The organism is Micromonospora sp. NPDC007230, assembly GCF_042869115.1.
Classification (GTDB): domain Bacteria; phylum Actinomycetota; class Actinomycetes; order Mycobacteriales; family Micromonosporaceae; genus Micromonospora.
The window spans coordinates 25,893-39,371 of record NZ_JBIAFE010000027.1 but is presented as its reverse complement, the minus strand read 5'-3'; the positions used below and the strand labels follow the sequence as shown (position 1 = coordinate 39,371).

Genomic DNA, 13,479 nt, shown 5'->3' with positions numbered 1-13,479 from the left:
TCCCGGCAAGGCAGTCGGCGATGAAACAGGAAACCTCACGGGCGACCGCGAGAATCCCGGCCCTTCAGGGCCGGGAAGATGTCAACCGGCCAGCAGCGGTGCGATCCGCTGCTCCAGCCACTGCCGGGTCACCACGCCCTGCCGTCGGTCGACGAGCCGGCCGTCCCGGTCGACCACGAAGGTCTCCGGTACGCCCCGCACACCCCACTCGACAGCCCGGGTGCCGTCCGGGTCCGGCACCACGGTCAGCCCTTTCGCGCCGGTCTCGTCGAGCAGCGCCCGGACCGCCTCGGCGCCGTCGCGGATGTTCAGCCCGACCAGCCGCACGCCGCGTGGCGACCACTCACGCTCGACGTCGACCAGCAGCGGCAGCTCGTCCCGGCACGGCCCGCACCAGGAGGCGAAGACGTTGACCAGCACCACCTGGCCCCGGACGTCGGAGAGCGCGAAGCGGCCACCGTCCAGGGTGGGGCCGGACAGCGCCGGGGCGGGTGTGCCCGCCACCGCCAACCCCTCGCCCGGGTTCGGGGCGGCCGGGGCGCGCAGGCCGAGGACGACCAGAGTGCCGACGACAGCGGTGAGCACGAGGACCACCGCCGGCCCGCCGCGCAGCCATCCGGGGCGGCGCAGCGCCGGGCGCCTCACCGTGCCGCTCCGGAACCGGCGGCCACCGGGGCGGGCACCGCCCGGCCGGCGCGGGCGGCCGGCCGCCGTGCGGAGCGGGCGGCGGCGAGCAGCCCGCCGGTGGCGGTCAGCGCCCCGCCGGCCCAGATCAGGCCGACGAGCGGGTTCACCGCGAGCCGCACGGTGGCGCTGCCGCTGTCCTCGCTGACCGCGATCAGCGTGACGTACGTGTCGCGCAGCAGGCCGGTGCCGATCGCCGGCACGGTCACCGCGGTGTCCCGGGCCGGGTGGTAGCGCAGGGCCGGGGTGATCGTCGGGCCGGCGCGGCCCGACGCCGTGAGCGCCAGCCGGGCCCGCACCGCCATGCTCCCGCTGCCGCCGGTCCGGTCCACGCCGACCAGGCGGACCGCGACTTCACCCACCCGCAGGGTCTCGCCGACCCGCAGTGTCCGTTCGGCGTCCCGCCCGTACGCCGACGACCCGGCGACGCCCAGTGCGACCAGGGCGAGCCCGGCGTGCGCGACCAGCCCGGCGAGCCGGCCGGGGCGGGGGCCGGACCGGCGCAGCCGGTGGATCAACTCCCCGGCCAGTCCGGTGAGGACGAACGCCGCCGCGCCGAACGCGGTGAGCGCGGCCGGGCCGGGTCGGCTGAGCAGTCCGACCAGGGCCACCGTGCCGAGGCCGGCGCCGGCGGGCACCGCGAGCCGCCGCAGCGCCGCTGACCGGTCACGTAGGGCGGGCGGCACGCCCAGCACCAGCAGCACCACCACCGCCAGCGGCACCGCGGTGCGCTGGTAGTAGGCGGGTCCCACGGACACGCGCGTCCCGTCCAACGGGGCGGAGAGCAGCGGCAGGATCGTGCCGATCAGCACCACCGCGGCGATGGTCACCAGGAGCACCCCGTTGACCAGCACGAGGGTGGGGCGGGAGAGCGCCCGCGGCGGTCCGGTGCGGGCCGGTTCAGGGGCCCGCCGGCCGGTCAGGACGGTCGACACCACCACCGCCAGCAGCACGAAGCCGAGCAGCATCGGACCCAGCGGTGAGTCGGTGAAGGCGTGCACGCTGGCCACCGCGCCGGACCGGGTGAGGAAGGTGCCCAGCAGCACCAGCAGGAAGCTCGCGCAGGCGAGCGCGCTGTGCCAGGCGGTCCGGCCGCGTACCAGCGTGGTGTGCAGGAACGCGGTCGCGGTCAGCCAGGGCAGCAGGGAGGCGTTCTCCACCGGGTCCCATGCCCAGTAACCGCCCCAGCCCAGCACCGCGTACGACCACCAGGCGCCGAGGCCGATGCCGCCGGTGAGCGCGGCCCAGGCCACCAGCGCCCACGGGCGGGCCATCCGCACCCAGGCGCGTCCGTCCCGCCCGGCCAGCGGCGCCGCGAGCGCGAACGCGAAGGGTACGACCAGACCGAGATAACCGGCGTAGAGCAGCGGCGGGTGTACGCCCATGGCCGGGTGCTGCTGGAGCAGTGGGTTCGGTCCGGGGCCGTCGATCGGCACCGGGCTCACCGGGCGGAACGGGTTCGCGGCGAAGCTGGACAGCGCGAAGAAGAACAGCATGACCACGCTGACGACCACCATCGCGTACGCGTGCAGCCGGGGCGGGTACGCGCGCCGGGCCAGCAGCGCCGCGTACCCGCCGAGGACCAGCAGCCACAGCAGCAGCGAGCCGTCCAGCGCGGACCACAGGCTGGTCAGCGTGTAGTAGAGCGGGACGTGCCGGCCGCCGTTCTCGGCCACGAAGCGCACGCTGAAGTCGTGCCGGAGCAGCGCCGTCTCCAGCACGGCGCAGGCCACGGCGGCGGCGGCCAGGGTGGCGGTGCTGCCGAGCCGGGCGGCGCGTACGGGCGCGTCGAACAGGGCCACCCGCAGCCAGAGCAGGGCGGTCAGGGTCGCGCAGGCCAGCCCGACGGCGAGGCTGGCGGTGCCGAGGTCACCGAGCATCGACCGGAGCCACGGGTGGGGACGACGGCCGGTACTCGTTGCCGTGCCGGACCACCACGTGGTCCGAGCGGAACACACCGTCGGACGACAGCGTGCCCTCGACGACCGCCCCGGTTCCCTCCCGGAACGTCTCGGGCGGCGCGCCGCGTTGCTCGACGGCGATCTCGCGACCTGCCGCCGCGAGCCGGAACGTCACCAGGTTGCCGTCGTGGCGCAGCGATCCGGGCACCACGTCACCGCCGAGGCGGACCCGGTGCCGGGCGAGGTCCGGGTCGTCGAGCAGCTCTGCCGGGGTCCGGTAGTAGGTGACGGTGTCGCGGAGCGCGCTGGTGACCAGCAGCCCGCCGGCGGCGAGCAGCACCGCGAGGAGGGCGACCCGGCCCGTCCGGCGACGCATCATCCGACTCTCACCGGGGTTCGTTCGGCGGTGGGGGCGGGCTCGGGCGCCAGGTGGCGCTCCAGTCGGACCACGCGGTGCAGCAGGACGCAGCACGCGGCGAGGGTTGCGGCGGCCACGGCGAGCAGCAGCGCGGTGGCCATCCGGGCGTCGATCGGCGGCCGGTGCGGGGCCAGCATCGTCGCCTGCTGGTGCAGCGAGCGCCACCAGACGACCGAGAAGTGCACCACGGGCACGAGGAGGAACCCGGCCACCCCGGCGACGGCGGCGGGCTTCGCCACCCGGTGGTCGCCGCCGTCGCGTCCCCCGGTCCGCTCGGCCAGGGCCCGCCGTAGGGCGAGGTAGCCGGCGTAGGCGAGCAGCAGCAGAGCCGTGCTGACCAGGCGGGGATCCCAGGCCCACCAGGTGCCCCAGACCAGGTGCCCCCAGACGGATCCGGTGGCGATGGCGGCGGCGGTGAGCACCACGCCGAGCTCGGCCGCCGCCCGGGCGAACCGGTCCCAGCGCAGGTCACCGCCGATCAGGTACGCCCCGCTGGCCACGAGCACGACCGCGAACGCGGCGTACGCCACCCAGGCGGCGGGGACGTGCACGTACATCAGCCGTTGCGCGTCGCCCTGCAGTTCGTCGGGGGGCGCGAGCCACGCGCCAGCCGCCGTGGCCGCCGCGGCGAGCCCGCCGGCGACCCAGGCCATCGTCCGGCGCGCGGCGGCCGCTCTGGCCGTGTCCGCGACGAGGTCCACCGTGGAGGCTTGCATGATCTCCCTGTCCGCGTCCCGGGGGCGCTTGACCGAAGGTGGGGATGGAGCCCACCATAAGGTCGCTTACAGCCCTATATCCCCCTGTTCGGAATAAAAAGGCGTGAAGGCGGTCAACCGGGACTAAGGTCCTTGCCGATGAGGACGACAGCGGAGACCGCCCCGCGCCCGGCCCGGCGGCAGCGCCGACCCGGGCCGGTGCTGCTGCTGGCCGGCCTGCTGCTGCTCGCCGGCTGCTCCGGCGGGTCACCGTCGGCGTTGAATCCGCAGGGGACCGGAGCGGCCCGGGTCAACGGCCTCTGGTGGCTGCTGTTCTGGATCTCCGTGGCGGTGTTCGCCGAAGTCATGGCGCTGCTCGCGTGGGCGCTGGTGTTCCGGCGGGGCACCGCCCGGGTGCGCCACGGTCAGCCGCTGCGCTTCGTGACGATCGCCGGCGCCGGACTGCCGTTCATCATCCTCGTGGCCGTGTACGGCGTCGGCCTCCGGGACCTCGCCGCGCTCGGCGCCGGACCGGGCCGGGACGCGCTGACCGTGGAGGTCATCGGCCACCAGTGGTGGTGGGAGGTGCGCTACGCGGGCCGATCCGGCGCCACCGCCAACGAGATCCACATCCCGGTGGGGGAGCGGGTCAAGGTACGCCTGCGCACCGACGACGTGCTGCACAGCTTCTGGGTGCCGCAGCTGATGCCGAAGACCGACCTGATCTCCGGCGAGACCCGCGAGACCTGGCTGGAGGCGCGGCAGGCGGGCAGCTACCGCGGCCAGTGCGCCGAGTACTGCGGTACCCAGCACGCCCACATGGCGTTCCTCGTGGTGGCGCAACCCCGCGCCGACTTCGACGCCTTCCTGGACCGGCTCGACGCCCCGGCTCGGGCGCCACAGACGGCTGCCGAACGGCGCGGCCAGCAGACCTTCGTGCAGGGCACCTGCGCCGCCTGCCACTCGATCCGGGGCACCGGCGCGCAGGGGCGGGTCGGGCCCGACCTGTCGAACGTGGGATCGCGGTGGAGCATCGGCGCCGGCGCCGTACCCAACGACGCCGGCCACCTCGGCGGCTGGATTGCCAACTCGCAGACCGTCAAGCCCGGCAACGCCATGCCCCCGCAACCGGTCGACGCCGCCCGACTGCCCGACCTCATCGCCTACCTTCGGTCGCTGGAGTAGGGGCCACCATGTCCACAACCACCAGCACACCACCCGGCATCGGCCGCGACGACCTGGCCCGGCTGGCCGAGCACTGGGACGAACCCCGCTCGCTGCGCGCCTGGTTCACCACCGTGGACCACAAGAAGATCGGCCGGCGCTACCTGGTCACCGCCGCGTTCTTCTTCGTCCTCGCCGGGCTCAGCGCCCTGCTGATGCGCACCCAGCTCGCCCGGCCCGAGTCCGGCGTGCTGTCGCCGCAGGAGTACAACCAGCTTTTCACCATGCACGGCACGGCGATGATCTTCCTGTTCGCCACGCCGATGCTGTTCGGCTTCGGCAACTTCCTCGTCCCGCTGATGATCGGTTCCCGGGACATGGCGTTCCCCAGGTTGAACGCCTTCGGCTACTGGGTGTTCCTCTTCGCCGGGCTGTTCATGTGGGCGAGCCTGCCGTTCGGGGCGGCGCCGAACAACGGCTGGTTCGCCTACGCGCCGCTCAACCAGGATCAGCACAACCCCGGCCTGCACATGGACGTCTACGCGCTGGGCCTGCTCTTCCTCGGCATCTCCACCACCGCGGGCGCGATCAACTTCATCGTCACCGCGCTCAAGCTGCGCGCGCCGGGGATGTCGCTCAACCGGGTGCCGTTGTTCGTCTGGGCGATCGTGGCCACCGCCTTCATGGTGGTCTTCGCCCTGCCCGCGCTGAACACGGACAACGCGCTGCTCTTCCTCGACCGCCGGTTCGACACCCACTTCTTTGACCCGGGCGGCGGCGGGAACGTGCTGCTCTGGCAGCACCTGTTCTGGATCTTCGGGCACCCCGACGTGTACATCATCGTGATGCCCGGGCTGGGCATCGTCTCCGCCGTGCTCCCCGCGTTCACCCGCCGCGGCGTCGTCGGCTACCCGCTGATCGTGCTGGCGATCGTCGCGATCTCCATCGTCTCGTTCGGGGTCTGGGTACACCACATGTTCGCCACCGGGCTGCCCCAGCTGTCGTACAGCTTCTTCAGCGCGGCCAGCACCATCATCACCATCCCGTCCGGGATCCAGATCTTCGCCTGGCTGGCCACCATGATGCTCGGCCGGCTGGTGCTGCGCGCCCCGCTGCTGTTCGTCATCGGGTTCATCGTGACCTTCGTGCTCGGCGGCTTCACCGGCGCGATGTTCGCGGTGACCGCCTTCGACCAACAGGTCACCGACTCGTACTTCGTGGTGGCCCACTTCCACTACGTGCTGCTCGGCGGGGCGCTCTTCCCGATACTCGCCGGCATCTACTTCTGGCTCCCCAAGATCACCGGTCGGATGTACCACGAGGGGCTCGGGCGGTGGGCGTTCTGGCTGGTCTTCACCGGCATGCACGTCACGTTCTTCCCCATGCACCTCTACGGCCTGTTCGGCATGCCCCGGCGCGTCTACACCTACCGCAGCGACCTGGGCTGGGACGTGGGGAACCTGATCAGCAGTATCGGGTCGTACGTGCTGGCACTCGGGCTGCTGCTGGTGCTCATCGGCGTGGTGCACGCGATCCGGCGGGGCCGGCCGGCCGGGCCGGACCCGTGGGAGGGCGACAGCCTGGAATGGTCGGCCGCCTCACCACCCGAGGCGTACAACTTCCCGGTCATTCCCCGCGTGCACAGCCTGCACCCCACCTGGGACGAGCGGACCGTGGAGTCGACCACCACGGGCGCGACCAAGGACCGCATCCTCAGCGAGGGCAAGCGCACCCTGTTCACCAGCGAGCTGGACGCGCGCCCCGAGCGCGCGGCGCAGATGCCGGAGCCCTCGTTCAAGCCGCTCGTGCTCGCCGGCGTGCTGCTGGTCTTCTTCACCGCCCTGCTGCTGGGCGCGTACCCGGTCGCGGTGGCCGCCGTGCTGGCGGTGGCGGCGACGATCGCGGCGTGGCTCTGGCCGCCTCGGCGGCCCGACGAGGAAATCGGGATCGCGTCATGACGGACCGGGGCGGGGTGGTGGCCGCGGCCACCGGTGTCGAGGCGCTGACCACGGAGGAGCCGGTCGGCCGGCCGACCGGCTGGTGGGGCATGGTGATGTTCGTGGCCACCGAGGCCACCCTCTTCGCCTGCCTGCTCGGCAGCTACTTCTACCTCCGCTTCCAGCACGGCCCCGTCTGGCCGCCGGAGGGCATCGACAAGCCGAAGCTGCTCATCCCGCTGGTGATGACCGGGGTGCTGGTGCCCAGCAGCCTGCCGGTGGTCTGGGCGGAACACGGCATCCGGCGGGGCCAGCGCTGGCGTCTGCGCGCCGGTCTCGCCGCGACCCTGGTGATGGGGCTGTCCTTCATGGCCCTGCTGGTCATCGAGTACCAGGACGACCTCCAGCACTTCACCATGACCACCAACGTCTACGGGTCGCTGTTCTACGTGATCACCGGGTTCCACGGGCTGCACGTGAGTGTCGGGTTGGCGATGATCGGGTGGCTGCTCGTCGCCTCCCTGCGCGGCGGCAGCTTCGGGTCCCACCGCCACGAACGGGTCCGCAACGCCGCGATCTACTGGCATTTCGTCGACACGGTGTGGGTCGCCATCCTGTTCACCATCTACCTCTCCCCGCGCCTGTGATGACCGCGCGACCCGGCCCACACGCCCGCCTGACCGGCGGGCTGCTGCTCTGGTACGGCGTGCTCGGCGGCGCGGTCGCCTGGGCGGTGCATCTGATCGCCGCCTGGAGCCTGGATGAGCTCGCCTGCGCCGCCAAGTCCGAGCGCATCGCCGGCGTACCGCTCTGGCAGGCCCTCAGCGTCGCCGTGTTCGTCCCGGGCGTGGCCACCCTGGGATCGTTGCTGGTCGCCACCCTGGTGCTGAGGCGTACCGGGCAGGCGCGGGCGGCCGGCGGCCACGACCGGGCCCTCGACCGGTCCCGGATGCTCGCCGTGGTGGGTGTCTGGGCGAACCTGCTGTTCCTGACGATCATCGCGCTCGGCGGCGTCGCCGTGCTGGTGTTCCCGCCATGTCAGGGCTGAGCGGCTACCGGGCCCACGGGCCCGGCCCGGGCGACGTGGCCGACGGCCTGCTGGCCATGCTGGTCGTCGCGGGGCTCTGCCTGCTCGCCGCCGGCTACGGCCGGGGCGTACAGGAGTTGTGGGCGCGCCGTGGCCCCGGCCGGGTCGTGCCGGGCTGGCGGGTGGCCGCGTTCGGCGGTGGGCTGCTGGTGGTGCTGGCGGCCGACCAGGGGCCGGTGCACCGGCTGGCGGAGTCCTCCTTCGCCGGCCACATGGCCCAGCACATGCTGCTCCTGCTGGTGGCCGGCCCGCTGCTCGCGGCGGGCGCGGCCGGGCTGCCGCTGACCGTGGCCGCACCCCGGCCGCTGCGCCGGCTGCTGGCCCGCTGGCGGGCCGCGGCCCCGGTGCGCCGGCTGCGCCGCCCGGCCGGGTACGCCCTGCTGGCCGCCGCGGCGCAGACCCTCGTCCTGTGGTTCTGGCACCTGCCGGGCCCGTACGTCGCCGCCGTGGACCGCCCGGTCCTGCACGCCGCCGAGCACGTGAGCCTGGTGGCGGCGGCCTGGCTGCTGTGGGCGCCGGTGCTCGGCCCGGCGCGCCACCGGGCGCCCGCTCCGGTGTCGCTGCTGCTGCTGGTCGGCACCATGCTGCCCGCGTCCGCCCTCGGCGCGGCCCTCACCTTCGCCCCCGAGCCGGTCTACCCCGTGCGCGTCCTCGGCCCCGACCCGGTCGCCGACCAGCAGCTCGCCGGGCTGCTGATGTGGGCGCCCATGGACGTGGCGGTGCTGGTGGCGACGTTGGCGGTCTTCCTCGCCTGGCTACTGCGGCTGGACCGGGACCGGCCCGACGACCTGGTTGCCGACCGGCCGGGCCGGCACCCGAAGCCGGTGGCGACCGGTACCGCAACGGAAGGGATGGTGCGATGAGCCGTCGTCTCTGGATGCTGGGCGCCGTGCTGGCGGCGCTGCCGGTCGTCACCGTGACCGGCTGCGCCTCGGCGCCGCCCCCACCGCCGCCCGAGTCCCGGGTCGGCCGGCCCGACCGGGGTGCGCAGCTCATCGCCCAGTACGGCTGCGGCTCGTGCCACACCATTCCCGGCATCGACCAGGCCGGTGGGCTGGTCGGCCCGCCGCTGACCCGCTTCGGCGCCCGGTCGTACATCGCCGGTGAGCTGCCCAACAACGCCGACAACCTGCAACGGTGGATCACCGACCCGCAGGCCGTCGAACCGGGCACCGCCATGCCGAAGCTGGGCGTCAGCGCGATCGACGCACAGGACATCGCCGCGTACCTCTACACCCTGGACTGACCGATGCGGCGACCACGAGCGGTGACGCTGCCCACCCCGCACCCCCGCCGGGCCCTCGCGGTCGGGTCCGTCCTGGCGCTGGCCGCGGGACCGGTGGCACTCGCGCCCGCACCCACCCCGACCCCGACCGCCACCACCCCCGCCGCCGACCGGGGCACCCAGCTCTACCTGGAGCAGTGCGCGAGCTGCCACGGCCCGCAGGGACAGGGATCGCAGCGGGGCCCGTCCCTGATCGGCGTCGGACCGGCCTCGGTGGACTTCCAGCTCTCCACCGGGCGGATGCCGCTCTCGCAGGAGGTGCCGCAGGCCACCCGCCGCGCACCGGTCTTCTCCGCCGACGACATCTCCGCGCTGGTCGGCCACGTGGCCAGCTTCGGCGGCGGGGGCCCGCAGATTCCCCGGGTCGCGCCCGGCGACGTGGTCTCGGGCCGCGCACTCTTCGCCGCCAACTGCGCGCCCTGCCACGGCGCGGGCGGCTCCGGTGCGGTCCTCACCAACGGCTGGATCGCTCCGCCGCTGTACGAGTCCACGGCCACCCAGGTCGCCGAGGCGGTCCGGGTCGGGCCCGGGCTGATGCCGGCCTTCCCCAGCCAGGTGCTCACCGACCGGCAGGTGAACGACCTGACCAGCTACGTGCAGCGGCTGCGCTCCGAGCGACTGGACCGGGGCGGCAATCCGATCGGCCGGCTGGGGCCGCTGGCCGAGGGGCTGGTCGGCTGGGTGGTGGTGCTCGCCCTGCTGGTGGGCGCCGTGCGATGGCTGGGCCGGAGGGCGGGGGAGTGAGCGGCCGGACTCCGTCGAAGAGCGAGCGGGCCGCGAGCCGCCGGATCGCCGCCGCGTTCCTGGTGAGCGCCGCCGGGGCGGTCGGCTTCGCGGTCACGTACGGGTTGAACGGCGGTACCCAGTGGGAAGGGGTGTGCCTGGCGGTCGCCTTCGCCGGCCTGGCGGTGGGGCTCGCGGTCTGGTCCCGCCGGTTGGTGCCGGTCGGCGGCTACGTCGAGGAGCACGAGGGCTTTGTTTCGCCCCCCGCCGAGCAGGCAATGACCGCGGCGGTGTTCCGCGCGCCGGAGAGCCCGACGCGCCGGTGGGGGCTGCTCGCGGCGCTCGGCTTCGCGCTGACCGCCCTCGGCGTCGCCGCGCTGTTCCCGCTGCGCTCCCTGCTCCCGTGGGACCGGCAACGCCCGACGCGGTCGCTGAAGGACACCCCGTGGGGGCCGGGTGTCCGGCTGGTGGACGACCAGGGACGACCGTTACGGCCGGACGACGTGCCCGCCGACACGATGGTCGCGGTCTTTCCGGAGGGCAGCATCGACGTCGGGGACGCGCCCGCGTTCGCGGTCCGCCTCAACCCGGAGCGCTTCATCCGCCAGCCCGCCGGCGGGCACCTGGGCGGCCTGGTCGTCTGGTCGCTGCTCTGCACCCACGCCGGCTGCCCGGTGCGGCTCTACCTCAAGGGCGCCGGCCGGGTGCTCTGCCCGTGCCACCAGTCCTCGTTCGACCTGCTGGCCGGCGCCCGGCCGATCGCCGGCCCCGCGGCACGCCCCCTGCCGGGGCTGCCGATCGAGGTCGGCCCGGACGGCTTCCTGCGGGCCACCGGCGACTTCACCGCGCCGCCCGGCGCCGGATTCTGGAGCCGACCATGATCATGGGTCCGCTGGCCCGCGCGCTGGACGACCGGCTCCGGCTCTCCCCGATCACCCGCCGCGCGCTGGCGAAGATCTTCCCCGACCACTGGTCGTTCATGCTCGGGGAGATCGCGCTCTACTCGTTCATCGCGCTGATCCTCACCGGCGTCTATCTCACGTTCTTCTTCGACGCCAGCTCTGCCGACCGGGTCTACCAGGGCTCCTACGCCCCGCTGGACGGCGCCACCACCTCCGCCGCGTACGCCTCGACGGTGCGGCTGAGCTGGGACGTCCGGGCCGGACTGCTGATCCGGCAGACCCACCACTGGGCGGCGCTGGCCTTCGTCGCGGCGATCGTGCTGCACCTGTCCCGGATCTTCTTCACCGGGGCGTTCCGGAAGCCGCGCGAACTCAACTGGCTGATCGGCGTGACCATGCTGGCCCTCGCCCTGGCCAACGGCTTCACCGGCTACTCCATGCCCGACGACCTCCTGTCCGGGCTGGGTCTGCGGATCATCACCTCGGTGGTGGAGTCCATCCCCCTGGTGGGGACCTGGCTGGCCGCGCTGGCCCTCGGCGGCGAGTTCCCCTCCGACGAGATGATCCCGCGGATGTTCATCACCCACGTGCTGCTCGTACCGGCGATCCTCGTCGCCCTCGTCTCGCTGCATCTGGGCATCCTGGTGCGGCAGAAGCACAGCCAGTTCCCGGGCCCGGGGCGGACCGAGCACAACGTGGTCGGCTCCCGGTTCTGGCCGGGTTACACCCTGCGCACGCTCGCCCTCTTCGCCTGGGTGCTGGCGGTGTTGTTCGCCCTCGGTGGGCTGGTCCAGATCAACCCGGTCTGGCTGTACGGTCCGTTCGCGCCGGCCGAGTCCAGCTCGCCGGCGCAGCCGGACTGGTATGTCGCCTGGGGCGACGGCGCGTTGCGCCTGTTCCCGCCGTGGGAGTTCCGCATCGGCGGATACCTGGTGCCGGCCCCGTTCTTCCCCGGCGTCGTGCTCGGCGGGCTGAGCTTCGTCGCCCTCTACCTGTGGCCGTTCATCGAACGATGGTGCACCCGCGACCGCCGCCCGCATCAGCTGCTCGACCGGCCCCGGAACCACCCGGTCCGGGTCGGCATCGGCGTGGGCGCACTGACCTTCTACGTGGTCCTCGTGGTGGCCGCGGGCGACGACATCCTCGCCCGGCTGCTCCGGGTGCCGGTCTACGACCTGTTGGCGCTGTTCCGCGTCCTGGTGCTGGTCCTGCCGATCGTGACCGGCGTGCTCGCGTTCCTCATCGCGCGGGCGCTGCGCCGGGGCGAGGCCGCCTCCCTCGGGGAACTCACCCGGGCCGACCTGCGCCGGGGGGCCCGCCCCGCGCCACGGCGCCCGACCGGCGAGGACGAACCCGAGGTCCCCGTCCGCCACCGCCCGGGGGAGCGGATCGAGCTGTGGCCGCACGGTGAGGTGTGGCGGTGGCGCTACCGGAACGAGGCCGGACAGCTGACCCTCACCAACAACCGGGCCGTCACGTCGCAGGAGGAGGCGGTCGAGACCGCCCGGCTGGCCTACCCGGGCGTGGACCGGGTCGTGGTGCCGGGGCCGCCCCCGCCGCCGGCCCGGGCGCTCCGGGTGGCCCTGCGCCGCTGGGGACGCGCGACCGCCGCCGGGTCGTTGCTCGTCGCGGCGCTGCTCGGGCGCAGGCGGGAACGCCGTCGGCGGCGGGACGGTGACGACGAACCTCCACCGGCCGAGCAGGCAGACGCCACCCCGGGCGGCGCCGACCCGACGTGAACCGCGGACCGGTGGCTGCTGGATCTGCCGCCGCGGTCAGTCGCGCCCGCATGCCGCGTCGCGCAGCGCGGTGAGCAGGGCGCGCAGCGCCGGCTGCTCCAGCGACGTCTCCCGGACCGCCGCGTGGATCCGCCGGACCGGCCGCGGGTTCCGGATCTCCCGTACGGCCACCTCGGGGTGGCGGCTGTCGAGGGCGGTCCGCGGGATCACGCTGACGCCGAGCCCGGCGGCGACGAAACCTTGCGCGGTGGGGTAGTCGTCGCACTCCACCGCGGTCCGCGGATGGAAACCCGCCGCCGCGCAGGCGGCCAGCACCACCTCCCGGCACGGCCCGGCCGGCTCGCTGCTGACCCAGGGCTCCGCGGCGAGATCGGCCAGGTCGACCGCCTCCTTCGCGGCGAGGCGGTGATCGCGGGGCAGGACCGCCAGGTACGGATCGTCGAGCAGGTGGACGAGGTGGACGCCGTCGCGGACCGGCGTGCCCGCGCGGACGAGGATGGCCAGGTCCGCGCGGCCCTGCGCCACCTCCGGCAGCGGATCAGGATCGATCAGCTTCAACTCGACGCGTACGTCCGGATGCTGGTGGCGGAACCGCGCCAGCGCGGGCGGGATCAGGGCGGCGCCGGCGGTGGCGAAGTAGCGCACCGTCAGTAGCCCGGTGCGGCCGGCCCGGAGCTCCGCCAGCGAGGTCTCCGCGTCGGCGATGCTCCGGCTGATGATGCCGGCGTGCTCGGTGAGCAGCCGGCCGGCCGCGGTGGGACGTACCCCCCGGCCGATCCGCTCCAGCAGCCGGACCCCGGTCTGCCGCTCCAGCGCGGCGATCTGCTGGCTGACCGCCGACGGGGTGTAACCGAGATGGGTCGCGGCCGCGGTGACCGAGCCGCTGGTCACGACCGCGCGGAGGACCTGGAGGCGACGCACGTCAAGCATGTAGCAGAGCTTAA

The 13,479-nt window shown here is 73.9% G+C and carries 14 protein-coding genes; 9 read left to right on the top strand and 5 right to left on the bottom strand.

All coding sequences use genetic code 11. The annotated features are described in order from the left end of the window. Positions 1 to 81: 81 nt before the first annotated feature. Genes ACFYML_RS29885 through ccsA form a run of 4 tightly spaced genes read right to left on the bottom strand, consistent with a single transcriptional unit; the run spans position 82 to position 3,719 of the window. Positions 82 to 645: a TlpA family protein disulfide reductase gene (locus tag ACFYML_RS29885; protein WP_387423798.1), complete on the bottom strand. Its 564-nt coding sequence runs from the start codon at positions 643 to 645 to the stop codon at positions 82 to 84. Continuing rightward, positions 642 to 2,564: a heme lyase CcmF/NrfE family subunit gene (locus ACFYML_RS29880; protein ID WP_387423797.1), complete on the bottom strand. Its 1,923-nt coding sequence runs from the start codon at positions 2,562 to 2,564 to the stop codon at positions 642 to 644. The genes ACFYML_RS29885 and ACFYML_RS29880 overlap by 4 nt, the downstream gene beginning before the upstream one ends. Further along, complete coding sequence (locus ACFYML_RS29875) at positions 2,554 to 2,961, bottom strand: cytochrome c maturation protein CcmE (protein WP_387423796.1); 408 nt, start codon at positions 2,959 to 2,961, stop codon at positions 2,554 to 2,556. The genes ACFYML_RS29880 and ACFYML_RS29875 overlap by 11 nt, the downstream gene beginning before the upstream one ends. Further along, a complete protein-coding gene (gene ccsA / locus ACFYML_RS29870; RefSeq protein WP_387423795.1) occupies positions 2,961 to 3,719 on the bottom strand; it encodes a cytochrome c biogenesis protein CcsA in 759 nt (252 codons plus the stop codon). The genes ACFYML_RS29875 and ccsA overlap by 1 nt, the downstream gene beginning before the upstream one ends. A 138-nt stretch (positions 3,720 to 3,857) precedes the next feature. On the opposite strand from ccsA, the gene coxB reads away from it, so the two are divergent. Genes coxB through ACFYML_RS29825 form a run of 9 tightly spaced genes read left to right on the top strand, consistent with a single transcriptional unit; the run spans position 3,858 to position 12,535 of the window. After that, positions 3,858 to 4,883, top strand: coding sequence for a cytochrome c oxidase subunit II (gene coxB / locus ACFYML_RS29865; RefSeq protein ID WP_387423794.1), 1,026 nt, complete (start codon positions 3,858 to 3,860; stop codon positions 4,881 to 4,883). An 8-nt stretch (positions 4,884 to 4,891) separates the two neighbouring features. Beyond that, a complete protein-coding gene (gene ctaD / locus ACFYML_RS29860; protein ID WP_387423793.1) occupies positions 4,892 to 6,820 on the top strand; it encodes a cytochrome c oxidase subunit I in 1,929 nt (642 codons plus the stop codon). Then, positions 6,817 to 7,446 (top strand): heme-copper oxidase subunit III, encoded by a 630-nt coding sequence (locus tag ACFYML_RS29855; protein WP_387423792.1) that lies wholly within the window; start codon positions 6,817 to 6,819, stop codon positions 7,444 to 7,446. Before ctaD ends, ACFYML_RS29855 begins: the two co-directional genes overlap by 4 nt. Further along, entirely contained in the window at positions 7,446 to 7,847 is a 402-nt protein-coding gene (locus tag ACFYML_RS29850; RefSeq protein ID WP_387423791.1) for a hypothetical protein, read from the top strand. Before ACFYML_RS29855 ends, ACFYML_RS29850 begins: the two co-directional genes overlap by 1 nt. Beyond that, on the top strand, positions 7,835 to 8,749 hold the full coding sequence (locus ACFYML_RS29845; protein WP_387423790.1) for a cytochrome c oxidase assembly protein: 915 nt from the start codon (positions 7,835 to 7,837) through the stop codon (positions 8,747 to 8,749). Before ACFYML_RS29850 ends, ACFYML_RS29845 begins: the two co-directional genes overlap by 13 nt. Then, a complete protein-coding gene (locus tag ACFYML_RS29840) occupies positions 8,746 to 9,132 on the top strand; it encodes a c-type cytochrome (RefSeq protein ID WP_387423789.1) in 387 nt (128 codons plus the stop codon). The genes ACFYML_RS29845 and ACFYML_RS29840 overlap by 4 nt, the downstream gene beginning before the upstream one ends. A 3-nt stretch (positions 9,133 to 9,135) precedes the next feature. Beyond that, a complete protein-coding gene (locus ACFYML_RS29835; RefSeq protein WP_387423788.1) occupies positions 9,136 to 9,915 on the top strand; it encodes a c-type cytochrome in 780 nt (259 codons plus the stop codon). Next, complete coding sequence (locus ACFYML_RS29830; RefSeq protein ID WP_387423787.1) at positions 9,912 to 10,775, top strand: Rieske 2Fe-2S domain-containing protein; 864 nt, start codon at positions 9,912 to 9,914, stop codon at positions 10,773 to 10,775. Before ACFYML_RS29835 ends, ACFYML_RS29830 begins: the two co-directional genes overlap by 4 nt. After that, complete coding sequence (locus ACFYML_RS29825) at positions 10,772 to 12,535, top strand: cytochrome bc complex cytochrome b subunit (protein ID WP_387423786.1); 1,764 nt, start codon at positions 10,772 to 10,774, stop codon at positions 12,533 to 12,535. Before ACFYML_RS29830 ends, ACFYML_RS29825 begins: the two co-directional genes overlap by 4 nt. 36 nt (positions 12,536 to 12,571) lie before the next feature. On the opposite strand, the gene ACFYML_RS29820 is transcribed toward ACFYML_RS29825, so the two are convergent. Next, positions 12,572 to 13,465 (bottom strand): LysR family transcriptional regulator, encoded by an 894-nt coding sequence (locus tag ACFYML_RS29820; RefSeq protein ID WP_387423785.1) that lies wholly within the window; start codon positions 13,463 to 13,465, stop codon positions 12,572 to 12,574. Positions 13,466 to 13,479: the final 14 nt, after the last annotated feature.